At 58.1% G+C, this 23,928-nt stretch carries 22 protein-coding genes; 20 read left to right on the top strand and 2 right to left on the bottom strand.

Annotation, left to right across the window (positions count from 1 at the left end; genetic code table 11):
- Positions 1-56 precede the first annotated feature (56 nt).
- The 17 genes from flhD (at position 57) to cheZ (ending at position 17,648) form a co-directional block, all read left to right on the top strand.
- Positions 57-410, top strand: a complete 354-nt coding sequence (gene flhD, locus RTX96_RS00655; protein WP_181016585.1) for a flagellar transcriptional regulator FlhD — start codon at positions 57-59, stop codon at positions 408-410.
- A gap of 2 nt (positions 411-412) precedes the next feature.
- Entirely contained in the window at positions 413-991 is a 579-nt protein-coding gene (flhC, locus tag RTX96_RS00650) for a flagellar transcriptional regulator FlhC (RefSeq protein WP_103819270.1), read from the top strand.
- A gap of 124 nt (positions 992-1,115) precedes the next feature.
- Complete coding sequence (gene motA, locus RTX96_RS00645) at positions 1,116-2,003, top strand: flagellar motor stator protein MotA (protein ID WP_103819271.1); 888 nt, start codon at positions 1,116-1,118, stop codon at positions 2,001-2,003.
- Positions 2,000-2,929, top strand: coding sequence for a flagellar motor protein MotB (gene motB / locus RTX96_RS00640; protein WP_103819272.1), 930 nt, complete (start codon positions 2,000-2,002; stop codon positions 2,927-2,929). Before motA ends, motB begins: the two co-directional genes overlap by 4 nt.
- 4 nt (positions 2,930-2,933) lie before the next feature.
- Positions 2,934-4,976: a chemotaxis protein CheA gene (gene cheA, locus RTX96_RS00635; protein WP_312669830.1), complete on the top strand. Its 2,043-nt coding sequence runs from the start codon at positions 2,934-2,936 to the stop codon at positions 4,974-4,976.
- 21 nt (positions 4,977-4,997) lie between these two features.
- The gene (cheW, locus tag RTX96_RS00630) at positions 4,998-5,501 is read left to right on the top strand and encodes a chemotaxis protein CheW (RefSeq protein WP_103819274.1); all 504 of its coding nucleotides are present in this window, start codon (positions 4,998-5,000) and stop codon (positions 5,499-5,501) included.
- 320 nt (positions 5,502-5,821) lie between these two features.
- The gene (locus RTX96_RS00625) at positions 5,822-6,391 is read left to right on the top strand and encodes a spore coat U domain-containing protein (RefSeq protein WP_103819275.1); all 570 of its coding nucleotides are present in this window, start codon (positions 5,822-5,824) and stop codon (positions 6,389-6,391) included.
- Positions 6,392-6,446: 55 nt separating this feature from the next.
- Positions 6,447-6,956: a spore coat U domain-containing protein gene (locus RTX96_RS00620; RefSeq protein ID WP_312670008.1), complete on the top strand. Its 510-nt coding sequence runs from the start codon at positions 6,447-6,449 to the stop codon at positions 6,954-6,956.
- A 21-nt stretch (positions 6,957-6,977) separates the two neighbouring features.
- A complete protein-coding gene (locus RTX96_RS00615; RefSeq protein ID WP_103819277.1) occupies positions 6,978-7,739 on the top strand; it encodes a molecular chaperone in 762 nt (253 codons plus the stop codon).
- Positions 7,715-10,099 carry a fimbria/pilus outer membrane usher protein gene (locus RTX96_RS00610; protein ID WP_312669829.1) on the top strand — a complete coding sequence of 795 codons (2,385 nt, stop codon included), beginning with the start codon at positions 7,715-7,717 and terminating at the stop codon, positions 10,097-10,099. Before RTX96_RS00615 ends, RTX96_RS00610 begins: the two co-directional genes overlap by 25 nt.
- Positions 10,099-11,067: a spore coat U domain-containing protein gene (locus RTX96_RS00605; RefSeq protein WP_312669828.1), complete on the top strand. Its 969-nt coding sequence runs from the start codon at positions 10,099-10,101 to the stop codon at positions 11,065-11,067. Before RTX96_RS00610 ends, RTX96_RS00605 begins: the two co-directional genes overlap by 1 nt.
- 282 nt (positions 11,068-11,349) lie before the next feature.
- Positions 11,350-13,011 (top strand): methyl-accepting chemotaxis protein II, encoded by a 1,662-nt coding sequence (tar, locus tag RTX96_RS00600; RefSeq protein WP_312669827.1) that lies wholly within the window; start codon positions 11,350-11,352, stop codon positions 13,009-13,011.
- A 42-nt stretch (positions 13,012-13,053) separates the two neighbouring features.
- Positions 13,054-14,652, top strand: coding sequence for a methyl-accepting chemotaxis protein IV (gene tap, locus RTX96_RS00595; RefSeq protein ID WP_312669826.1), 1,599 nt, complete (start codon positions 13,054-13,056; stop codon positions 14,650-14,652).
- 19 nt (positions 14,653-14,671) lie between these two features.
- On the top strand, positions 14,672-15,538 hold the full coding sequence (gene cheR, locus RTX96_RS00590) for a protein-glutamate O-methyltransferase CheR (RefSeq protein WP_103819282.1): 867 nt from the start codon (positions 14,672-14,674) through the stop codon (positions 15,536-15,538).
- Positions 15,535-16,584: a chemotaxis response regulator protein-glutamate methylesterase gene (locus RTX96_RS00585; RefSeq protein WP_103819283.1), complete on the top strand. Its 1,050-nt coding sequence runs from the start codon at positions 15,535-15,537 to the stop codon at positions 16,582-16,584. The genes cheR and RTX96_RS00585 overlap by 4 nt, the downstream gene beginning before the upstream one ends.
- 16 nt (positions 16,585-16,600) lie before the next feature.
- Positions 16,601-16,990 carry a chemotaxis response regulator CheY gene (gene cheY / locus RTX96_RS00580; protein ID WP_042391378.1) on the top strand — a complete coding sequence of 130 codons (390 nt, stop codon included), beginning with the start codon at positions 16,601-16,603 and terminating at the stop codon, positions 16,988-16,990.
- A gap of 13 nt (positions 16,991-17,003) precedes the next feature.
- On the top strand, positions 17,004-17,648 hold the full coding sequence (gene cheZ / locus RTX96_RS00575; protein ID WP_103819473.1) for a protein phosphatase CheZ: 645 nt from the start codon (positions 17,004-17,006) through the stop codon (positions 17,646-17,648).
- Positions 17,649-17,707: 59 nt separating this feature from the next.
- Here cheZ and RTX96_RS00570 read toward each other — a convergent pair whose 3' ends face one another.
- Together RTX96_RS00570 and dgt are read right to left on the bottom strand one after the other, a co-directional pair.
- Complete coding sequence (locus tag RTX96_RS00570; protein ID WP_181016586.1) at positions 17,708-18,472, bottom strand: hypothetical protein; 765 nt, start codon at positions 18,470-18,472, stop codon at positions 17,708-17,710.
- Positions 18,423-19,943 (bottom strand): dGTP triphosphohydrolase, encoded by a 1,521-nt coding sequence (gene dgt, locus RTX96_RS00565; RefSeq protein ID WP_312669825.1) that lies wholly within the window; start codon positions 19,941-19,943, stop codon positions 18,423-18,425. Before dgt ends, RTX96_RS00570 begins: the two co-directional genes overlap by 50 nt.
- A gap of 232 nt (positions 19,944-20,175) precedes the next feature.
- Here dgt and flhB point away from each other — a divergent pair, with 232 nt between their 5' ends.
- From flhB to RTX96_RS00550, 3 genes are read left to right on the top strand one after another with little or no spacing between them, the layout of a single operon-like run.
- Complete coding sequence (flhB, locus tag RTX96_RS00560) at positions 20,176-21,330, top strand: flagellar biosynthesis protein FlhB (protein WP_103819285.1); 1,155 nt, start codon at positions 20,176-20,178, stop codon at positions 21,328-21,330.
- Positions 21,323-23,401 carry a flagellar biosynthesis protein FlhA gene (gene flhA, locus RTX96_RS00555; RefSeq protein ID WP_103819286.1) on the top strand — a complete coding sequence of 693 codons (2,079 nt, stop codon included), beginning with the start codon at positions 21,323-21,325 and terminating at the stop codon, positions 23,399-23,401. Before flhB ends, flhA begins: the two co-directional genes overlap by 8 nt.
- The gene (locus RTX96_RS00550) at positions 23,401-23,796 is read left to right on the top strand and encodes a flagellar protein FlhE (RefSeq protein ID WP_103819287.1); all 396 of its coding nucleotides are present in this window, start codon (positions 23,401-23,403) and stop codon (positions 23,794-23,796) included. The genes flhA and RTX96_RS00550 overlap by 1 nt, the downstream gene beginning before the upstream one ends.
- The last annotated feature ends 132 nt before the right edge of the window (positions 23,797-23,928 follow it).

The following is a 23,928-nucleotide window of genomic DNA, read 5'->3' as shown; positions in this document are numbered from 1 at the left end:
TCACGGGGTGCGGCCTGGCCGCATAAGATACTAGTTGGTTATTCTGGATGGGAAAAATGCATACATCCGAGTTGCTGAAACATATCTATGACATCAACTTGTCATATTTACTGCTCGCACAGCGTTTGATTAGTCAAGACAAAGCTTCAGCGATGTTCCGCCTGGGCATTAACGAAGAGATGGCTTCCACCTTGGGTGAATTATCACTTCCGCAGATGGTGAAATTAGCTGAAACCAATCAGCTAATCTGTCAGTTCCGTTTTGACAGTCATCAGACCATTACCCGTCTGACCCAGGAGTCCCGTGTAGACGACCTGCAGCAGGTCCATACCGGTATTTTGCTCTCAACGCGTTTGCTCAATGAGAGCAATCAGGGTGCTGACGCAGCGTCCCGGAAGAAAAGGGCTTAATAATGACCGAAAAGAGCATTGTCCAGGAAGCGCGTGATATTCAACTCGCGATGGAACTGATTACGCTGGGCGCGCGTTTGCAAATGCTGGAAAGCGAAACGCAGCTCAGCCGTGGCCGCCTCATCAAACTCTATAAAGAACTTCGTGGTAGCCCGCCGCCGAAAGGGATGCTCCCTTTTTCAACCGACTGGTTTATGACGTGGGAACAGAATATTCACGCCTCAATGTTCTGCAACGCCTGGCAATTTTTGTTGAAAACGGGCCTTTGCAGCGGCGTTGACGCGGTTATTAAAGCCTATCGACTCTATCTGGAGCAGTGCCCGCAGCCGGAAGAGGGGCCACTATTAGCCCTGACGCGTGCATGGACATTAGTCCGTTTTGTGGAAAGCGGTATGCTTGAACTCTCCAGCTGCAACTGCTGCGGTGGGAATTTTATTACCCATGCTCATCAGCCTGTCGGGAGTTTTGCCTGCAGTTTGTGCCAGCCGCCGTCCAGGGCCGTAAAAAGACGTAAACTTTCCCTGGAAGCTGCCGATATTATTCCACAACTGCTGGATGAACAGATCAAACAGGCTGTTTAACGTAACGGCGTGGGTAACACTCCAGCAGCGGTAAGCAATTACCGCTGCTTTTTTTTGCCTCCCCGTTGGGTTAAACCCTCACTCTGTTTTTCCTTGCCTTAGTCAACAGCGGAAGGATGATGTCGTGCTGATCTTATTAGGTTACCTTGTTGTTCTCGGTACAGTCTTTGGCGGTTACATGATGACCGGCGGACACCTTGGGGCACTTTATCAACCGGCTGAGCTGATTATTATCGGCGGCGCGGGCGTGGGTGCGTTTATTGTGGGCAACAACGGCAAAGCGATCAAAGGAACGCTTAAGGCGCTTCCGCTGCTGTTTCGTCGCTCCAAATACACAAAAGCTGTCTATATGGATCTGCTGGCGTTGCTCTATCGCCTGATGGCCAAGTCGCGCCAGCAGGGGATGTTCTCCCTTGAGCGCGACATCGAGAATCCAAAAGAGAGCGAAATTTTTGCCAACTATCCGCGGATCCTTGCCGATCCGGTGATGCTGGAATTTATCGTCGACTATCTGCGTCTGATCATCAGCGGCAATATGAACACCTTCGAGATCGAAGCGCTGATGGATGAAGAGATCGAGACGCATGAAAGCGAAGCCGAAGTGCCGGCAAACAGCCTGGCAATGGTTGGCGACTCGCTGCCCGCGTTCGGTATCGTTGCAGCGGTTATGGGGGTAGTCCATGCGCTGGCCTCGGCGGATCGCCCGGCGGCCGAGCTGGGCGCTCTGATCGCCCATGCGATGGTAGGGACCTTCCTCGGTATTCTGCTGGCCTACGGCTTTATCTCCCCGCTGGCGACCGTGCTGCGCCAGAAAAGCGCGGAAACCACCAAGATGATGCAGTGCGTGAAGATCACGCTGCTCTCCAACCTGAACGGCTATGCGCCACCGATTGCCGTTGAGTTTGGCCGCAAAACCCTCTACTCCAGCGAGCGTCCGTCCTTTATGGAACTGGATGAGCACGTCCGGGCGGTACGTAACCCAAACCAGCAGACGACGACTGAGGACGCATGAAAAACCAGGCCCATCCTATTGTCGTTGTAAAACGGCGCAAGCATAAGGGACACGGAGGCGGCTCGCACGGATCCTGGAAGATCGCCTACGCCGATTTTATGACGGCAATGATGGCGTTCTTCCTCGTGATGTGGCTGATCTCTATCTCCAGTCCGAAGGAGCTGATCCAGATTGCGGAGTATTTCCGTACCCCGTTGGCGACCTCTATTGCCGGCGGCCCGCGGATCTCCAACAGCGACAGCCCAATTCCTGGCGGCGGCGATGACGTCACCCAGCAGAAGGGGGAGGTGCAGCGCCAGCCCAACGTGGAAGAGCTGCGCCAGAAAATGGAGCAGACTCGCCTGAGCAAGCTGCGCGGCGATCTCGACCAGCTGATCGAGGCCGATCCAAAGCTGCGGGCGCTGCGTCCGCACCTGAAGATCGACCTGGTGCAGGAGGGGCTGCGTATCCAGATTATCGACAGCCAGAACCGACCGATGTTTAAAACCGGTAGCGCCGAGGTTGAACCCTATATGCGCGATATTTTGCGCGCTATTGCGCCGGTGCTAAACAACATTCCGAACCGTATTAGCCTCTCCGGTCATACCGATGACTTCCCGTACGCCAACGGCGAACGCGGCTACAGCAACTGGGAGCTCTCTGCCGATCGTGCCAACGCCTCGCGGCGGGAGCTGGTCGCCGGTGGGCTGGACGACGGTAAAGTGCTGCGCGTGGTCGGCATGGCTGCCACCATGCGCGTAAGTGACAAGGGCGCGGATGACGCCGTTAACCGTCGTATCAGTCTCTTAGTGCTGAATAAACAAGCAGAACAGGCAATTCTGCACGAAAACGCCGAAAGCCAAAACGAGCCGGTAAGTGTATTACAACAGCCGGGGGCACAGCCTCAGGCGACCGTTCCCACATCGCCACAACCCGATCCGAGGTGATAGCGTGAGCATGGATATTAGCGATTTTTATCAGACATTTTTTGATGAAGCTGACGAGCTGTTAGCCGACATGGAGCAACACCTGCTGGATCTGGTGCCGGAAGCGCCGGATTCAGAGCAGCTCAACGCCATCTTTCGTGCGGCCCACTCCATAAAGGGGGGCGCTGGCACGTTTGGCTTTACCATTTTGCAGGAGACCACGCACCTGATGGAAAACCTGCTGGATGAGGCCCGGCGCGGAGAGATGCAACTCAATACCGATATTATCAACCTGTTTTTGGAAACCAAAGATATTATGCAGGAACAGCTCGACGCCTATAAAAGCTCGCAAGAGCCGGATGCCGCCAGCTTTGAATATATCTGCAATGCGCTGCGCCAGCTGGCGCTGGAAGCGAAAGGCGAAGTGCCTGCCGCTGCGGCCGGTGGGGCCAGGCTGACCGTTGTAGATAATGTCCAGGCCGTCGCTGATACCGCGCCTGCCGCCGCACCTGCGGCTGCTAATGACGGCAAGCTGCGCATTGTCCTGTCGCGCCTGAAAGAGAGCGAAGTCAACCTGCTGGAAGACGAGCTGAAAAACCTGGCAACCCTCAGCGACGTGGTAAAAGGCGCGGATACGTTGAGCGCGACGCTGGAAGGCGGCGTGAGCGAGGACGATCTGATTGCCGTGCTCTGCTTCGTCATCGAGCCGGATCAGATTAGCTTTACCAAGGCGTCAGCCGCGGTTACCGCCAGCGAGGCCGCTCCTGTCGCCCCGGCTCCGGTCGCTCAGCCGGTGGCCGCTGCGCCGGTTGCACAAAGCGCGCCGCGCGAGCAGCCTGCCGCCCGTCAGGAGCGTGCAGAAAAGCCGGCCCGCGCCAGCGAGTCCACCAGCATCCGCGTGGCCGTTGAGAAAGTTGACCAGCTGATCAACCTGGTGGGCGAGCTGGTGATCACCCAGTCGATGCTGGCCCAGCGTTCCAACGAGCTGGATCCGGTCAATCATGGCGATCTCATCACCAGCATGGGCCAGCTGCAGCGTAACGCCCGCGATCTGCAAGAGTCGGTGATGTCTATCCGTATGATGCCGATGGAGTACGTCTTCAGCCGCTTCCCGCGTCTGGTGCGCGATCTGGCGAGCAAGCTCAACAAGCAGATCGAGCTGACGCTGCTGGGCAGCTCTACCGAACTGGATAAGAGCCTGATCGAGCGCATTATCGATCCGTTAACGCACCTGGTGCGTAACAGCCTCGACCACGGCATTGAACTGCCGGATACCCGCGTCGCCGCTGGGAAATCCCCGGTCGGTAACCTGACGCTCTCCGCTGAGCATCAGGGCGGTAATATCTGCATCGAAGTGATCGACGACGGCGCAGGCCTCAACCGCGAGCGCATTCTGGCGAAAGCGGTATCGCAGGGGATGGCGGTGCATGAAAACATGACCGATGAAGAGGTCGGCATGCTGATCTTCGCCCCGGGCTTCTCCACCGCAGAGCAGGTGACGGACGTCTCCGGCCGCGGCGTGGGCATGGACGTGGTGAAACGTAACATCCAGGAGATGGGCGGCCACGTTGAGATCCAGTCGAAGCAGGGCGCGGGCACAACCATCCGCATTCTGCTGCCGCTGACGCTGGCGATCCTCGACGGTATGTCGGTGAAGGTGAGCGACGAGGTCTTTATTCTGCCGCTGAATGCAGTGATGGAGTCCCTGCAGCCGCGTGAAGAGGATCTGCACCCGCTGGCAGGCGGCGAGCGCGTGCTTGAAGTGCGCGGCGAATATCTGCCGCTGGTCGAGCTGTGGAAGGTCTTTGACGTCGACGGCGCGAAAACCGAGGCGACGAAAGGCATCGTGGTGATCCTACAGAGCGCAGGCCGCCGCTACGCGCTGCTGGTGGATCAGCTGATTGGTCAGCACCAGGTTGTCGTGAAGAACCTCGAAAGCAACTACCGCAAGGTGCCGGGCATCTCCGCTGCAACTATCCTCGGCGATGGCAGCGTGGCGCTGATCGTCGATGTTTCGGCGTTACAGGGATTAAACCGTGAGCAACGTGTGGCGCACACAGCCGCCTGATTTAGTTAAAAAGGTAAAAATATGACCGGTATGAGTAATGTAACGAAACTGGCTGGTGAGCCATCGGGTCAGGAATTTCTGGTATTCACTTTAGGCGATGAAGAGTACGGCATCGATATCCTGAAAGTGCAGGAGATCCGCGGTTACGATCAGGTAACCCGTATTGCTAACACCCCGGACTTTATTAAAGGGGTAACGAACCTGCGCGGTGTGATTGTACCCATCGTCGATCTGCGGGTGAAATTCAGCCAGCAGGACGTGGAGTATAACGATAACACCGTGGTGATCGTGCTCAATCTGGGGCAGCGCGTGGTCGGGATTGTGGTCGACGGCGTCTCTGACGTGCTGTCGCTGGCGTCCGATCAGATCCGTCCTGCGCCGGAGTTTGCCGTTACCCTGTCAACGGAATATCTCACTGGCCTCGGCGCGCTGGGTGACCGCATGCTGATCCTGGTCAACATCGAGAAGCTGCTGAACAGCGAAGAGATGGCCCTGCTGGATAGCGCCGCGGCCCACGTTGCCTGATACCCTTCAACGCTCCCCTCCGCGGGAGCGTTTTTTTTCCCCCCTTGCACTGCACTCCGCCATTACCCATTAATAACATTTAAGTTTGGCTAAAACCGCCAATGAAACATCAGACAATATATTGTGAAGTAGAGCACGTGATAATGAATATATCATTCACGTTTCACTTTGTTACGAGCTGTTAATAATGTTAATTCATTGAAAGATAATGCAATTTTATGTCAATACGCCGATAGTTTGAGTAGGCCTTTACAGGGTGGTTGTTTGCAACCTCGTAAGCTAAATTTCTGTTAATCCTGCTTTTTCACAGAGGCGACAACATGAACAGAAAAACTCTCCTTGTTTTGGCAAGCGGTGCGCTGGCACTGGCCGGACACTCTGCCCATGCGGTAACCAGCAGTGGGACCATCAACGCAACGCTGACCCTGACCAACGGCTGCCTGATCAACGGCTCGCCGAATCAGAGCGGTATTAACTTCGGCTCGCTGGACTTTGGTACCCATCCCGCCACCTTCTCCGAGCTCACCACGCAGCTCACAGGTGCCAACGGCGGCAACAGCTTCGCGATCCAGTGCACCACCGACACCTATACCGTGCAGATCACCGGCACCACCAATACCGTTGCCCCCGCTACGGTGGTAGGTACCCCAGGCACGCCGGCGCGCTATTTAATTAACACTGCTAATGCAACTCAGGGCGTAGCCTACAGCCTCTACAGCGACAGCGGTTTTAGTAACGTTATTGCCAACAACGCTCCGCTGCCGGTTGCTTCCACTGCCGGAGGGGTGAATAACTACACTCTCTTTGGCCGTATTCAGGGTGGGGGTAACAGCGTGACCGTGGTCCCAGGGACCTACTCCGATACGATAAACGTGAGCGTGATCTACTGACGTCAGCGCAATGAAGCCTGAGGGAGTCGACACGCGCCTGGCGCCTGGCCGAAGTATGCTGCGCATCGTCTTCGGTTTGGGGTTGCTGGGGTGGTCAGGGAGCGCCACCGCGCTGACGGTCAGCACCCAGTCATTTCAGGTTGGAGCAACCATTGCGGCAGGATGCTCGGTAGTCAGCGGCAGCGGCGGCCTGCTCGGCTCTCTGGACTTCGGGAGTCGCAGCGGCGTGGCGAGCGGTCAGGTCACGACCAGCTTTGTGCCCAACAGCGCGCTCTCTCTCGCCTGCACCCCTGGAGTGGCGTTAAGCATGAGCATCAACGGCGGTCTTCACTACGGCACCGTGCGAAACATGCAGCGCAGCGGAGGAACAGAGCAGGTGCCATATCGGCTCTATCGCAGCAGCACGCTGGCGGCCAATACGGAAATTGGTGTTAACCAGTCGTTTTCGGTCACCTATAGCGATAGCAACAATATCGCGCTGACGCTGTTTGGCGCGGCGCAGCTCACGGGGTTTAGCCCCGCAGGAAATTATACCGATCAACTGACCGTAACGTTGTCCTGGTAAGGTCATACAGGGAGAAGGATCATGAAAACCATTATGGGTCGGAGCCTAATAGCAGGTGCCCTGCTGGCGCTAACGGGTATGACGCAGCAGGCACAGGCGGCAGCCACCATTTTACTCTGGCCGATCGATCCCTGGCTGGCCGCCGATGCAAAAGCAACGGAGCTGTGGATCCAGAATCAGGGGAATACGCCAACGACGATGCAGGTGCGCATCATGCGCTGGACCCAGGAGGGCGGCCATGAACGCTATCAGGCCCAGCAGGACGTGGTCGCCAGCCCGCCCATTGTGCGGATCGATAAGGGCGGCAAGCAGCTTATTCGTCTGATTAAGCAGACCCAGGTTCCCGCCGGTATTGAGCAAGGCTACCGGATCATCGTGGATGAGATCCCCCAGCCCGCTAGCGGAGATTCTCCGCAGATCGGCCTGAAGATCCAGATGCGCTACTCCATTCCTCTCTTTGTTTACGGTCAGGGCGTAGAGACCACCACCGAGGGGGCAAACCATGCGTTGGTGAATACGCGTGACCTGAGCTGGCGGGTGATCCGCGAAGGAGGGAAACCGGCGCTGGAGGTACGCAACCGCAGCGATGTGCACGTGCGCCTGAGCCAGGTTAGCGTGCAGCAGGGCAGCCAGCGGCGCGAGCTGGCAGACGGCCTGCTGGGATACGTGCTGCCAGGCGGCGCGCGTAGCTGGCCGCTTCCATCAGGTCTTAGCAATCCGACGACCATGACGGCGACGATTAATGCCAGGGATACTCAATGGCAGTCGTCTCCCGCAAACTGATCCTGCCGCTGATGGTGCTGCTGGGGGGAGTAACGGATGCGCTGGCAGAGGAGGGGGATGATGCCCTGCCGCCGCCGCCGGATGCGCAGGCCATCAACGCCCAGGCGGTTTTTCACCTCTCGCTGGTAGTTAACTACTACGATACCGAGCTGGTGGTGCCCGTCACGCGGCGTCAGGGGAACTATATTGTCGCCAGCCGCGATCTGCAGCGGGCCGGGATCCCCGCTGAGCATCTCCCGCCTGGAGACGTCGACCTCTCGACGCTGGCCGACGTGCGTACCGAATATGACAGCAATCGTCAGCGGCTGCTGCTGTTCGTTCCCCGGGAGTGGGTTGGCGATCGGGCCACCTCTTTTAGCGGCGAAACAGCGCGCGTCAAACCGCTCTATGGCCGGGGGGCGCTGTTAAACTACGATGTCTATACCAGCAGCACCGAGCATGCAGGTAGCCAGGCTTCCCTTTGGCATGAGTTTCGCTATTTCGACAGCAACGCGGTGTTCTCCTCCACCGGCACGCTGCGGGAGTACCTCTCCGGCACCGCCGGGCAAAACCAGGGTTATACCCGCTACGACACCACGCTGCTGTTCACCAATGAGGATGATGCCACCGAGTGGCAGCTGGGGGACGTCATCTCCGACTCGCTGAACTGGAGCAGCAGCGTGCGGATGGGCGGGATCCGCTATGGGCGCGACTTCTCGCTGCGCCCGGATCTGGTCACCTGGCCGCTGCCAGCGTTTACCGGCGAAGCGGCGGTGCCGACGGCGGTCGACGTCTTTATCAACGGCTACCGGGCCGGATCCACCCAGCTGCAGCCCGGCCCCTTTACCCTGACCAATCTGCCCTACATCAACGGGGCGGGGGATGCGGTGCTGGTCACCACCGACGCGCTGGGACGCCAGGTCAGCACCACGCTGCCGTTCTATGTCTCGAGCGACGTGCTGAAGAGCGGCATCACCGATGGCGCAGTCACTCTCGGCAGCCTGCGCCGTAACTACGGCATTGATGATTTTAACTACGGTCCGGCGGCGGGCAGCGGCTCGCTGCGCTACGGCGTGACCGACTACTTTACCTTTGAGGGCCACGGCGAAGCCGCAGAGGAGTTAACCCTCGGTGGCGCGGGCGGGGTGGTGAAGCTGGGCCAGTACGGGGTGGTTAACTCATCGTGGACGGAGAGCCGGATGCGGGGTAACAGCGGCAGCCAGTTCAACTGGGGTTACCAGTACAGCACCAGCACCTTCAGCATCGCCACCCAGCACACTCGCCGCGAGCGCGGGTTCGGCAACCTGGCCCTCTACGATCAGACCATCGTTTACGATGACGACCGCCAGCCGCTGGCGACCCTGAGCCGTAATAGCGATCAATATTCGCTGACCTTTAATATGGGCGACTATGGCAACGTCGGCGCGGCCTGGATTGGCGTGCGCAGTTTTGATAACCAGAAGACCGAGCTGCTGAATCTCTCCTGGAGCCGCAACCTGTGGGGCAGCAGCAGCCTCTACCTGGCGGCCAGCCACGATAAGCAGCGGGACGACTGGACCTTTGCGATGTCGCTGCAGATCCCTATTGGCGAGCGGGACAGTGCGGCTATCAGCGTGGAGAAAACCCCGGATGCGGGCACCAGCCAGCGTATCAACTATAACCATGCCATGCCTACCGATGGCGGCTTCGGCTGGAATATGGCCTTCGCCCGCCAGCCGCAGTCGGACAACTATCAGCAGGCGACGCTAAACTGGCGCAATAACAGCGTGGAACTCCAGGGGGGCGGCTACGGCGAGCGCGGGATGATGACCTGGTGGGGCGAAGCGCTGGGTTCGCTGGTGCTGATGGACGGCCAGCTCTTTGCGGCTAACAAGATCAACGACGCCTTTGTGGTGGTCAGCACCGGGGGCAATGCCAACGTGCCGGTAAGCTATGAAAACCAGCCGGTGGGCAAGACCAATGATAAAGGCTATCTGCTGGTGAGCGGCGTCTCGGCATACTATCCCGCCAGCTACAGCATCAATACCCTTAACCTGCCGGCGGATACGCGCCTGAAAGAGACCGAGCGGCGCGTAGCCCTGCGTCGCCAGAGCGGTTACCTGGTGGAGTTCCCGATGGAGCAGGAGCGGGTCGCCAGCGTGATCCTGCACGATGCCGAGGGGCACGCCCTGCCGGTGGGCAGCCAGGTCTATCGGGAGGGGCGATCTCCCACGCCGGTGGGCTATGACGGCATCGCCTTTCTGGAAAATCTCAGCGACGTGAACGCCCTGCGGGTGACCACGCCAGATAACCGCACCTGCTTTGCCCGTCTGGCGATTGGCGCAAACCCTGAACATAAATTACAGACCTACGGGCCGCTTACCTGTGAGGAGAGACGCTGATGCGCCGCGCTATTCTGCTTTTTCTGCTGCTGATGGGATGCAGCCCGCTGGCGTGGGCAGCCTGTACGGTGACGCCCACCAACGCCGTCTTTGGGACCGTCACCTCGTTTGCGCTTAATAGCACCGAGCAGGAGATCAGCGGCAGCCTGACGGTGCAGTGTGACGCCGTGCTGCTTAACCTGTTAACGGGTAACGCGATAACTATGCAGCTGAGCAGTGCGAGCGCCGCGGTCAGCAACCGGGCGATCCTACGTCGGGTGGATAACCCGGCCAGCGCCGATACCATCCCGGTGCGGCTGTGCGGGGCTGCAGGGTGCAATAACAACAGTGAGGCGCTCATCGGCGGCAGCTATACCTGGAGCGGAAACGCGCTGCTCGATCTGCTGAATACCCGACGCATTGTCCTGCCGATCTATTTTCGCACCCTCTCCGGGCAGACCGTGGCGGCGGGCCAGTACCAGGCCACCTTTAACCTCAACGTTACCTATAACATCTGCTCGCTGGGTCTGCTTGGCGGCTGCGGCTCGTGGCAGACTGGCACCGTACCCGTTGCCGTCACGGCGACCATCAGCATAACCAATGACTGCATCACTATCACTGCGCCAAACGTCAACTTCGGCAGCGCGCCGCTGGTTAAAAACTTCCCGGCGGTGGCGCAGGGCGTCGCGGTGACCTGCACCAAAGGCAGCGTCTATAGCGTGGGGATCAACAACGGCAGCAACGCCAACGGCAGCGTGCGTAATATGGCTTCCGGCAATAATCGCCTGAGCTATGAGATCTACAAAGGCAGCACCAGCGAGCGCTGGGGCAGCAGCGGCACCGAACGCTGGGCCAGCAGCGCCTCCTCACTGCTCAGCGCCAACGGCCTGGTGCGTACCTATAACTATACGGCCCGGGTATTAACCAACCAGGCGACGCCTCCGGCCGGAACCTACAGCGATACGGTGGTGGTGGATATCGCCTTTTAATCAGCAGGCGACGTAATAATGCTTGTCAGTTAAGCCAATTTGACACGCTTATTGCCCGGCGGCACTACGCTTGCACGGGCCTACGGTCCGGCGCGGTTTGTAGGCTGGGCAAGCGTAGCGCCGCCCGGCATAGAGGACCTACAGCAACTACAGCGATACGGTGGTGGTGGATATCGCCTTTTAATCAGCCAGGCGCGTAGCGGATTATTTCCCTTTCGCAAATGTAAAGTTCCCACCACACATGCCGATAACACCGTTAATAAGTCATCAATAAGGTGTTGCATGTTGAATCGTATCCGCGTTGTCACAATGCTGATGATGATGCTGGTCATTTTTGCACTTCTCCAGCTGGTATCCGGTGGGCTGCTGTTTTCGTCGCTGAAACAGAATCAGCAGAGCTTTGCTGACGCTAACGATCTTCGCCAGCAGCAGACCGAGCTGACTAAAACCTGGGAGCTGATGCTGCAGACGCGCATCAACCTTAGCCGTTCCTCCGCGCGGATGATGATGGATCCGTCGAATCAGCAGAGCAGTGCCAAAAACGATCTGCTGAAGAGCGCGCACACCTCGCTCGCCGATGCGGCAAAACACTACGAGGCCTACAAAGCGCTGCCGACCGTGCCGGCGATGGCACAGGTTAGCCAGCAGCTTGATGACAAGTACCGCACCTACAGTGCCGCGCTCACCGAGCTGATCCAGTTCCTGGAGAGCGGCAATATGGACGCCTTTTTCGCCCAGCCTACCCAGGGAATGCAGAACGCAATGGGCGATGCGCTGGGGCAGTACGCCCAGCTCAGCAGCGAGCTGTACCTCAACGCCTTTACCCAGAGCACTCAAGACTACCGTTTCGCCCAGTGGCAGATGGCGATCCTCGCCCTGGCACTGGTCATTGTGCTGGCCGCGGTATGGTACGGCATACGCCATATCCTCCTTAATCCACTGGCCAACGTGATCCGCCACATCCGCGACATCGCCAGCGGGGATCTCACCCAGACGCTGGTCATAGACGGGAAAAACGAAATTACCGAGCTGGCGGACAGCGTGGAGCATATGCAGCGTTCGCTAATCGACACCGTCACCAACGTGCGCCGGGGATCGGATGCGATCCACAGCGGCACCAGCGAAATTGCCGCCGGTAATAACGATCTCTCCTCCCGCACCGAGCAGCAGGCCTCCGCGCTGGAGCAGACCGCGGCCAGCATGGAGCAGCTCACCGCCACCGTGAAGCAGAACGCCGACAATGCCCGTCAGGCCTCGCAGCTGGCGCTTAGCGCCTCCGAGACCGCCGGACGCGGGGGCAAGGTAGTGGACGGCGTGGTGAAAACCATGCACGACATCGCCGCCAGCTCGAAGAAAATCGCCGATATCACTAGCGTGATCGACGGCATCGCTTTCCAGACCAATATCCTGGCGCTCAACGCCGCCGTAGAGGCTGCCCGTGCGGGCGAACAGGGGCGTGGCTTTGCTGTGGTTGCCGGTGAGGTGCGTAACCTTGCCAGCCGCAGCGCTAACGCTGCCAAAGAGATCAAAGCGTTAATTGAAGATTCCGTCTCGCGCGTGGATACCGGCTCGGTGCTGGTAGAGAGCGCCGGGGAGACCATGAACGATATCGTCAATGCGGTAACCCGGGTGACCGACATTATGGGCGAGATTGCCTCTGCTTCTGATGAGCAGAGCAAGGGCATCGACCAGGTGGCGCTGGCGGTATCGGAGATGGACAGAGTGACACAGCAGAACGCGTCGCTGGTAGAAGAGTCTGCGGCCGCAGCCGCAGCATTAGAAGAACAGGCCAGTCGACTCACGCAGGCGGTCTCTGCTTTCCGCCTTGCCGCCGTCCCTGAAAACCCGGCGCAGCGCCGCTCGCCAGGCGGGGAGTCCGTCTCCGCCCCGGCTAGCAGACGTCAGCTCAGTACCGGACAGGATGATAACTGGGAAACTTTTTGATCGTATTGATATTGCGGCGTTAGCCGCCTGATGGGAGCGTAGATGTTTAATCGTATTCGTATCTCGACCACACTGTTTATCTTACTGATTGTTTGCGGTCTGTTGCTGGTGGGAAGCAACGGCCTCTCTTTCTGGGCCTTCCGCGATGGTTTCCAGCATCTGGAGCAGGTTGAAAAGAGCAACCACCAGCGCAATACGCTAGCCCAGATGCGCGCCGTTTTATTGCAGACCAGCACCTCGCTGAATAAGGCCGGCACGCTGACCGCCTTAAGCTATCCGCCGGATGAGATCAAAGGGCTGATGAGTTCCGCGCGCAGCAACCTGCAGCTCGCCACCGTCCAGCTCAAAGAGTTTGAGTCGATCGAAGCGATCTCACCGGAGGGGGAGAAGCTCAAGACGCAGGCCAAGACTACCTACAGCACCTGGATGAGCGATTTAGAGCATCAGGCAACCTGGCTGGAAAACAACCAGCTCTCTGATTTTATGACCGCGCCGGTGCAGCAGTCCCAGGATGCGTTTGAGGCGACCTTTACCGCCTGGCAGCACTATATCGATCGCTTTGTTGAGACCGCGACGGCAGGTAGCCGCACTAACTACCACATGTCGGCGGCAACCTTTATTACCGTGTTGATTCTGGCTGCGGCGTTGATCTCAGCCGGGCTGTTCTGGTCGCGCAGAATGATCGTGCAGCCGCTGGCGATCATCAGCAGCCACTTTGACAGCATCGCCGGGGGTGATCTGGCGCGGCCGATCTCGGTCTATGGCCGCAACGAAATCTCGGCCATTTTCGCCAGCCTGAAAAAGATGCAGACCGCGCTGCGCGCCACGGTAGCCAACGTGCGCGAAGGCAGCGTGTCGATGCACACCGGCATCTCAGAAATTGCCGCGGGTAATAACGATCTCTCGGCGCGCACCGAGCAGCAGGCGGCGTCGCTGGCCGAAACCGCCGCCAGCATGGAGCAGCTCACCGCGACGGTGGCCCAAAACGCGGACAACGCGCGTCAGGCGTCGGTGCTCTCTCACGGCGCAGCAGAAACCGCGAGAAAGGGTGGGGAGCAGACCTCGCGGGTCTCCGACACCATGCATGATATCGCCACCAGCTCGCAGAAAATTGGCGACATTATTAGCGTGATCGACGGCATTGCCTTCCAGACTAATATCCTCGCGCTGAACGCCGCCGTTGAGGCCGCGCGGGCGGGCGAGCAGGGGCGTGGCTTTGCCGTTGTCGCCGGCGAAGTGCGCAACCTTGCAAGCCGTAGCGCCCAGGCGGCGAAAGAGATCAAAGGGTTAATCGAAGACTCCGTTGCTCGCGTGCAGCAGGGTTCCGCCCTGGTGGATACGGCGGCACAGACCATGACGGACATCGTCCGCTCCGTCACCCAGGTCAATGACATTATGGGCGAAATTGCTTCCGCCTCCGATGAGCAGCGCCGGGGTATTGAGCAGGTCGCGCTGGCGGTCAGCCAGATGGATCAGGTTACGCAGCAGAACGCCTCTCTGGTAGAGGAGGCTGCCGCGGCAACCGAACAGTTAGCGCACCAGGCGGACCGTCTTACGTCCCAGGTTGCGGTATTTAAGTTAGATGAGCAAATCGGTCAACCCGACGTGGCACCGCCCAGGGCTGTGCCGGCACTATCCTGAAAGTAATTGAGAAGGCGCTATGACATCACCACTGCCCAACGGGCAAACGTCATTAACTATGCAGTTCCCTCAGCGCCTTGCGCTGTCCGATGCGCATTTTCGTCGGATATGTCAATTGATTTACCAGCGTGCGGGGATCGTGCTGGCTGACCATAAGCGAGACATGGTCTACAACAGGCTGGTTCGCCGTCTGCGCACGCTGGGGCTGGATGATTTTGGCCGCTACCTGAGCATGCTGGAAGCGAACCAGAGCAGCGCCGAGTGGCAGGCATTTATCAACTCGCTGACCACTAACCTGACCGCCTTCTTCCGCGAAGCCCATCACTTCCCGGTGCTGGCCGATCACGCCCGCAAGCACAGCGGTGAGTACCGCGTCTGGAGCGCCGCTGCGTCCACCGGCGAAGAGCCCTACTCGCTCGCCATTACCCTGGCGGATGCGCTGGGGATGGTGCAGGGGCGCTGGAAAGTGATCGCCAGCGATATCGACACCGAGGTGCTGGAGAAAGCCCGCAGCGGCATCTACCGTCTGGACGAGCTGAAAACGCTCTCCCCCCAGCAGCTGCAGCGCTACTTTATGCGCGGTACGGGCCCGCACGCGGGCCTGGTGCGGGTGCGCCAGGAGCTGGCGAACTTCGTCGACTTCCAGTCGCTCAACCTGCTGGACAAGCAGTACAACGTGCCGGGCCCGTTCGACGCTATTTTTTGCCGTAACGTGATGATCTATTTTGATAAAACGACGCAGCAGGACATTTTGCGTCGCTTTGCCCCAATGCTTAAGCCCGATGGACTGCTGTTTGCCGGGCATTCGGAGAATTTCAGCAACCTTGTGCGCGAGTTTACCCTGCGTGGGCAGACGGTTTATGCGCTGAGTAAGGATAAAGCATGAGTAAAATCAGGGTACTGTCTGTTGATGATTCAGCGCTGATGCGTCAGATCATGACGGAGATTATCAACAGCCACAGTGATATGGAGATGGTGGCTACCGCGCCGGATCCGCTGGTCGCGCGGGATTTGATCAAGAAATACAATCCGGATGTCCTGACGCTGGACGTTGAAATGCCGCGCATGGATGGCCTCGACTTTCTTGAGAAGCTGATGCGTCTGCGGCCCATGCCGGTGGTAATGGTCTCCTCCCTGACGGGGAAAGGATCTGAGGTCACCCTGCGCGCGCTGGAGCTGGGGGCGATTGACTTTGTCACCAAGCCGCAGCTGGGGATCCGCGAGGGGATGCTCGCCTATAGCGAAATGATTGCTGAGAAGGTACGAACTGCATCGCGGGCCAGGCTGACGGCGCACACGCCGGTCTCCGCCCCGGCAACCCTGAAGGCGGGACCGCTGCTGAGCTCGGAAAAACTGCTGGCAATCGGCGCTTCAACCGGCGGAACAGAGGCAATTCGCCATGTACTCCAGCCATTGCCGCTCTCCAGTCCCGGTATTCTTATTACCCAGCATATGCCGCCGGGCTTTACCCGTTCCTTCGCTGAGCGGTTAAACAAGCTGTGCCAGATCAGCGTTAAAGAGGCGGAAGATGGCGAGCGTGTGCTGCCGGGCCATGCCTATATCGCCCCTGGCGATAAGCACATGGAGCTGGCGCGCAGCGGGGCAAACTATCAGATCAAGATTCACGACGGACCGCCGGTTAACCGGCATCGTCCGGCGGTAGACGTGCTGTTTCATTCGGTCGCGAAACACGCGGGGCGCAACGCCGTGGGGGTGATCCTTACCGGCATGGGCAACGATGGCGCGGCCGGCATGTTAGCAATGCACCAGGCGGGCGCCTGGACCATTGCGCAAAATGAAGCAAGTTGTGTGGTGTTCGGCATGCCGCGCGAAGCTATCAATATGGGTGGCGTAAGCGAAGTGGTCGATCTTAGCCAGGTAAGCCAGCAGATGCTGGCAAAAATCAGTGCCGGACAGGCAATACGTATTTAACGAGGAGTGTAGTTTTATGGCGGACAAAGAGCTCAAGTTTCTGGTTGTGGATGACTTTTCCACCATGCGTCGCATCGTGCGCAACCTGCTGAAAGAGCTGGGTTTCAATAACGTAGAAGAGGCAGAGGACGGCGTTGACGCGCTGAACAAGCTTCAGGCGGGCGGCTTTGGCTTCGTTATCTCCGACTGGAACATGCCGAACATGGACGGTCTGGAGCTGCTGAAGACCATTCGCGGCAATAGCGCAATGGCTTCTCTGCCGGTGCTGATGGTGACCGCAGAAGCGAAGAAAGAGAACATCATTGCGGCCGCGCAGGCGGGAGCCAGTGGCTACGTGGTGAAGCCGTTCACGGCAGCAACCCTGGAAGAGAAACTCGGTAAGATCTTCGAGAAACTCGGCATGTGAGGACCGGATGATGATGATGCAACCGCAAATTAAACCTTCGGATGAGCATACGCCCGGAGACATAATCGCCCGTATCGGCAGCCTGACGCGTATGCTGCGCGACAGCCTGCGCGAGCTGGGCCTTGACCAGGCGATTGCCGAAGCGGCGGAAGCGATCCCCGATGCCCGCGATCGTCTGGACTACGTGGTGCAGATGACTGCCCAGGCCGCCGAACGTGCGCTAAACAGCGTTGAAGCCTCGCAGCCGCATCAGGATGCGATGGAGAGCGGCGCGAAATCGCTGACCAAGCGCTGGGACGCATGGTTTGAAAACCCGATTGAGCTGACTGATGCCAAAGAGCTGGTGAAAGACACCCGCCAGTATCTTGGCGACGTGCCGGGCCACACCAGCTTCACCAATGCCCAGCTGCTGGACATCATGATGGCGCAGGATTTCCAGGACCTGACCGGTCAGGTGATCAAGCGCATGATGGATGTGATCCAGGAGATTGAACGTCAGCTGCTGATGGTGCTGCTGGATAACATGCCGGAGCCGTCAGCGCGGCCAAAGCGCGAGAACGAAAGCCTGCTCAACGGACCGCAGCTCGACACCACCAAAGCGGGCGTCGTGGCGAGCCAGGACCAGGTCGACGACCTGCTGGACAGCCTCGGCTTCTGATCAAAAGCCCGCCTCTGCTGGTAAAGGGGGGCGGGCTATAGTGTAGTAACTAATGTGTCTTAGCGCATACGCAGGCGCGTCACATCAACGCGAGCACCCACGTCTGTTTCTTGTAAACATCTCAGCAGACAACCGTAGTCAGTAACGTTAAAACTGCTGATGTCGTAATGCGCCAGCTCATAATGTTGCAATGCAGAGTAGCTATAGCGCAATAGGGCTTTCTGTAAGAACTTACTCAGGTCTGGCCCCAGCGTTTTCACCCGCTTGTTATAGATAGTACGTAAAATTTTCACGACCGACCCGGTTTCGTTTGGCGTGGCATCCAGTACCAGCTCAAGGTAGCCGTTATTCAAATCGTGCAGATAGTTTTCCGGCGTGAGAATTTCACCGCGATGCACATCGTAAAGCACCGCGTCCCACGACATAAGCGTGGTGTGAAGCAGGCTCTCCACATCATCTAATGGGATAATGTTCTCTTTAAAAGCCCAGGTATCGCTGAGACACCAGATGTCAAAATCCAATGAGCGATAGCGAAAACGTATGCCGCCAAGTTTATTGGTTGCAAAATGTTCCATATGAAAGTGGGAGAGCAGGTGTAGCAAATCCTCACGTTCGCCAGCGAACACGATATCGATATCAGACGTAAATCCATCACGTCCAAAAAGGCCAATGTCCCGGAGCATGCCACCAAAAATCCATGCTCGATGTTGAGCGGCAACCGCGTCAATCAACGCCCGGGCCGCCCGCTGTTCCTCTCCGGAAGCAAAGAAATTATCAACGCGCTGCTTGAGGGCATAACGCGTTTTGGCTACGTTCATACTCATAAAGGGATTTTAGCTCATCATGAAGCCGTATCAAATAGTTATCGGTCATGCCAGAGATAGCATCGGAAAGCAGCTGCGCTTCTTTGTAGAGCACCGGCAGCACGTTTTTTTCATCTTCAAAAATACGACGATAGTTTTCTGAAATACGACCATAGGCGTAGCGGCCAAAGGGTGTTTCAGAGAGATATTCGTTACGCGGCGCGATTACGCAACGTTCTTCTTCTTTTCGCTCGCGTTTTGTTTTGTGTCCATGAATGCCAACCCACAACATGTCCATCAGGCTCTGAATATAGTTAGAACCTTCCAGTTCAAGTTTGAGCACGGAGGGGTGACGATAGCCACGCGTTCTATCAAAATCTTTGAGTGCCTCACACAGTGCTTTGGCACGGCTCTCGTTGATAAGATCCGTCATTGAACACGCATGGCTCATTAGTTCGTCGATACGCTGGGTAAAAGACTCTACTACGCTATTCACAAGGGCAATCGTTGATTTGACGCGAAACATCTGCATGTTCATATCGTTAATTTCAGCCGGGGTTAGCTCGCGCTGCTGCTCTTTATATTCGCTATTCTTTTTCTCGGTTTGCTCAACCACCTCGTTAATCAGAGCGTCTTCACCACCGCTCCAGCATTTGAGATGATCGATAAGATCATGATAGGAGGCGAGACCTTTTTTGACTGTATCCTCTGCGTCCAGAACAGAGTACGCGATATCATCACAGGCTTCCATCAGCCAGGTAAAGGGATGGCGCGCACCTTCGGCTAGCCCGGTTTCGTTCCAGACATCCTCGACAACGCGCGCTTCAGAATAAAAATATCCGTGCTTTTTCCATTTTCCCGGCAAGGTTGTATACGAGGACCGCGGATATTTGATTAATGCGGCAAGCGTGGCATAGGTCAAATTCAAACCATACGTATCGTTAAGAATCTGAAGCTTGGTCACTAACCTGAACGTCTGAGAATTACCGTCAAATTTAAAAAAGTCTTCAAAAATAGCAGGGTTACTGATTTTTGTAATCTTTTCTACGTCATCCTTCAAATGGCGTTTGTACCAGGCTCGCATAGCCGCTTCGCCTTGATGACCGAAGGGTGGGTTACCGAGATCGTGCGCTAACCCAATAGCAGCCAGCAGAGCAGGGACGTCACGCTCAACGCAGAGGCCCGTGGGTAAACTGCCAAAAACCGATTCTTTCAGACCAAAAGCCAGTCGCATTCCAATGCCGCGGGCAAAGTTGGCGACTTCATGTGAATGCGTCAAGCGCGTACGCACACTATCGTTACGATCGAGAGGGTAAACCTGCGTTTTATCGGCCAGACGACGAGTCGGCGCAGCGAATAAGAGGCGATCAAAATCACGCTCGATCTCCTGTCGCCATTCAGAGGAAGAAGTGTCCTGCGATGGCTGTGCGGTGTCTTTTTGTTTCGGTTTATCTTTTCTACGTTTGCTATTCAATAACAGTGACCACTGCATAAAAAACCCTCTTAATAGTAAGGGGTTTAGGCTAGCAAATGCGTTTAAGCGATGCTACCTCGCCGCTCTGCTTTTCGTCTGATTTCGATCAGTCTCGCAAAGAGCGGGGGCTCGCTTACATACTAAATTGCACGTAACGACGAAAAGCCGCCTTTTAGCCTCGTTTATTCGCCCATTGTTCAGGCTTGTCTCAGGCATCATGATACAAAATTGTATCAGCGGAATTTTGCTCGTGGCTGAAGAAGACAACGAGGACAAAACAGAGGCCCCCACACCCCACCGACTAGAGAAGGCGCGTGAGGAGGGGCAGGTTCCCCGCTCCAAAGAGCTGACATCGCTACTGATCTTAGTGGTCGGCATCTGTGTGATCTGGATTGGGGGGGAGTCGCTCGCCCGCAGGCTGGCGGGACTGCTCACGTCCGGCCTCCGCTTTGACCACGGTATCGTCAACGATCCCCATCTGATCCTCGGCCAAACCGTCCTGCTGATCAAAGAGGCGATGATCGCCTTGTTACCGCTCATTACCGGCGTGGTACTGGTGGCGCTTATCGCCCCGATACTGCTAGGCGGCCTGGTGCTTAGCGGCAAATCGCTGCAGTTCCAGTTCTCTAAGCTCAATCCGCTCAGCGGCCTGAAGCGTCTCTTCTCCGCCCAGGTTGGCGCGGAGCTGGTTAAAGCGGTCCTGAAGGCCGTGCTGATGGGCGGCGTGGCGGGCCTCTACCTGACCCATAAGTGGCCGGAGATGATGCGCCTGATGAGCGAGTCCCCGCTGACCGCCATGAGCAACGCCCTCAACCTGGTGGGACTCTGCGTGCTGCTGGTGGTGCTGGGCATCATTCCGATGGTGGGCTTTGACGTGATTTGGCAGATCTACAGCCATATCAAAAAGCTGCGCATGTCCCGCCAGGATATCCGCGATGAACACAAGCAGAGCGAAGGCGACCCGCACGTGAAAGGGCGTATTCGCCAGATGCAGCGCGCCGCCGCTCGCCGTCGCATGATGGCGGACGTGCCGAAGGCCAACGTGGTAGTGACCAACCCGACGCACTACGCCGTGGCACTGCTGTACGACGAGAACAAGATGAGTGCGCCGAAGGTGCTGGCCAAAGGGGCCGGGCTGGTGGCGTTGCGCATTCGTGAAATTGCCGCTGAAAACCGAATTCCCATGCTGGAAGCGCCGCCGCTGGCGCGTGCACTCTACCGCCATGCCGACGTTGGTCAGCAGATCCCGGGCCAGCTCTATGCGGCGGTAGCCGAAGTGCTGGCGTGGGTATGGCAGCTCAAACGCTGGAAGCTCGCTGGTGGGCAAGCGCCGGTGAAACCCGCCAATCTTCCGGTGCCTGAAGCACTGGATTTTATGAACGACGAGAAGGACACTGATGAATAATCTGGTGACGATGTTGCGCCTGCCTGGCAACATGAAATCAGGTCAATGGCAGATTCTTGCTGGACCGATACTGATTCTGCTTATCCTGTCGATGATGGTGCTGCCGCTCCCGGCGTTCATCCTTGACCTGCTGTTTACCTTTAACATCGCGCTCTCCATCATGGTGCTGCTGGTAGCGATGTTTACCCAGCGCACGCTGGAGTTCGCCGCGTTCCCAACCATTCTGCTGTTTACTACCCTGCTGCGGCTGGCGCTGAACGTCGCCTCTACCCGTATTATCCTGATGGAGGGGCATACCGGCGGCGCGGCGGCGGGGAAGGTGGTTGAAGCTTTCGGCCACTTCCTCGTTGGCGGTAACTTTGCCATCGGTATCGTGGTGTTTGTTATCCTCGTGATCATCAACTTTATGGTTATCACCAAGGGTGCTGGGCGTATCGCTGAAGTCGGCGCGCGCTTTGTCCTCGACGGGATGCCAGGCAAGCAGATGGCGATCGATGCTGACCTCAACGCGGGCCTGATTGGTGAAGACGAAGCCAAAAAACGCCGCTCGGAAGTGACCCAGGAGGCCGACTTCTACGGCTCAATGGACGGTGCGAGTAAGTTTGTGCGCGGCGATGCCATCGCGGGCATTCTGATCATGGTGATTAACGTCATCGGCGGCCTGCTGGTGGGCGTTCTGCAGCACGGCATGGACATGGGCCATGCGGCGGAGAGCTATACCCTGCTGACCATCGGTGACGGGCTGGTCGCGCAGATCCCGGCGCTGGTGATCTCCACCGCAGCGGGCGTGATCGTGACCCGCGTCGCGACCGATCAGGACGTGGGCCAGCAGATGGTGGGCCAGCTCTTTAGCAACCCGCGCGTCATGCTGCTGAGCGCCGCCGTACTCGGTCTGCTGGGCCTGGTGCCCGGCATGCCAAACTTTGTTTTCCTGCTCTTCACGGCCGCGCTGCTGGGCCTTGCCTGGTGGCTGCGCGGGCGTGAACAGAAAGCCCCGGTTGAGGCTGCGCCAATCAAGCTGCCGGAGAACAATCAGGCCGTTGAGGCCACCTGGAACGACGTCCAGCTGGAGGACTCCCTCGGCATGGAGGTCGGTTACCGCCTGATCCCGATGGTGGATTTCCAGCAGGACGGTGAGCTGCTCGGGCGTATCCGCAGTATTCGTAAGAAGTTTGCTCAGGATATGGGCTTCCTGCCGCCAGTGGTGCACATTCGTGACAATATGGACCTGCCTCCGGCGCGCTACCGTATTCTGATGAAGGGCGTCGAGATCGGCAGCGGCGAGGCCTATCCAGGCCGCTGGCTGGCGATCAACCCCGGCACGGCGGCAGGCACTCTGCCTGGCGAGCAGACGGTGGATCCGGCCTTTGGCCTGGCGGCGATCTGGATCGAAAGCGCCCTGAAAGAGCAGGCGCAGATCCAGGGCTATACCGTGGTGGAGGCGAGCACCGTGGTGGCGACCCATCTTAACCATCTGATTGGCCAGTTTGCTTCCGAGCTGTTTGGCCGTCAGGAGGCGCAGCAGCTGCTGGATCGCGTGAGTCAGGAGATGCCGAAGCTTACTGAAGATCTGGTGCCGGGCGTGGTCACTCTCACCACGCTGCATAAGGTATTGCAGAACCTGCTGGATGAGAAAGTACCGATTCGCGATATGCGTACCATTCTGGAGACCCTGGCCGAGCATGCGCCGATCCAGAGCGATCCGCACGAGCTGACCGCCGTGGTGCGCGTGGCGCTGGGCCGGGCGATCACCCAGCAGTGGTTCCCGGGCAGCGGCGAAGTACAGGTGATTGGTCTCGATACGCCGCTTGAGCGTCTGCTGCTGCAGGCCCTGCAGGGCGGCGGTGGCCTGGAGCCGGGACTGGCGGATCGCCTGCTGGCCCAGACCCAGGAGGCGCTGGCCCGTCAGGAGATGCTGGGCGCGCCGCCGGTGCTGCTGGTGAACCACGCCCTGCGTCCGCTGCTGTCGCGCTTCCTGCGCCGCAGCCTGACGCAGCTGGTGGTGCTCTCCAATATGGAGCTGTCAGACAATCGCAACATCCGCATGACCGCCACCATCGGAGGTAAATAGTGCGTAGATTGTCAGGTCTTCTGCTGGCGCTGCCGCTACTGGCCCACGCGGCAGGTGAGGGGGCATGGCAGGCAAGCAGCATCGGCATCACCCTTAACCATCGGGGAGAGTCGATCTCGTCCCGGCCGCTGGCCTCCTCTCAGCCCGTCTCCGGGCTGATGACGCTGGTGGCGTGGCGCTACGAGCTTAACGGCCCAACCCCGGCCGGGCTGCGGGTGCGTCTCTGCTCGCAGATCCGCTGCACGGAGCTGGACGGAGCGAGTGGCACGACCCACGCCTTCAACGGCATTCCCGCCGCTGAGCCACTGCGCTTTATCTGGGAAGTACCTGGCGGCGGACGCCTGCTGCCAGCGCTGAAGGTCAGCCGCAATGAGGTCATCGTCAACTACCGCTAAGCGCTTCATTCTTCGCCAGTCATCATCCTTTTCGATGGGATTATGATGGCTGGCTCTCAATTTTTGACCCCGCCTTTTGATGCAAGAGAAACACTGTTTTATAAATCAGTGACGCACGTAGTGAGACTCTTT

This window comes from Pseudescherichia sp. (genome assembly GCF_032052675.1).
Lineage (GTDB): Bacteria > Pseudomonadota > Gammaproteobacteria > Enterobacterales > Enterobacteriaceae > Pseudescherichia.
Note: the sequence above shows the minus strand (reverse complement) of the source record. Positions and strands in the feature narration are given on the sequence as shown.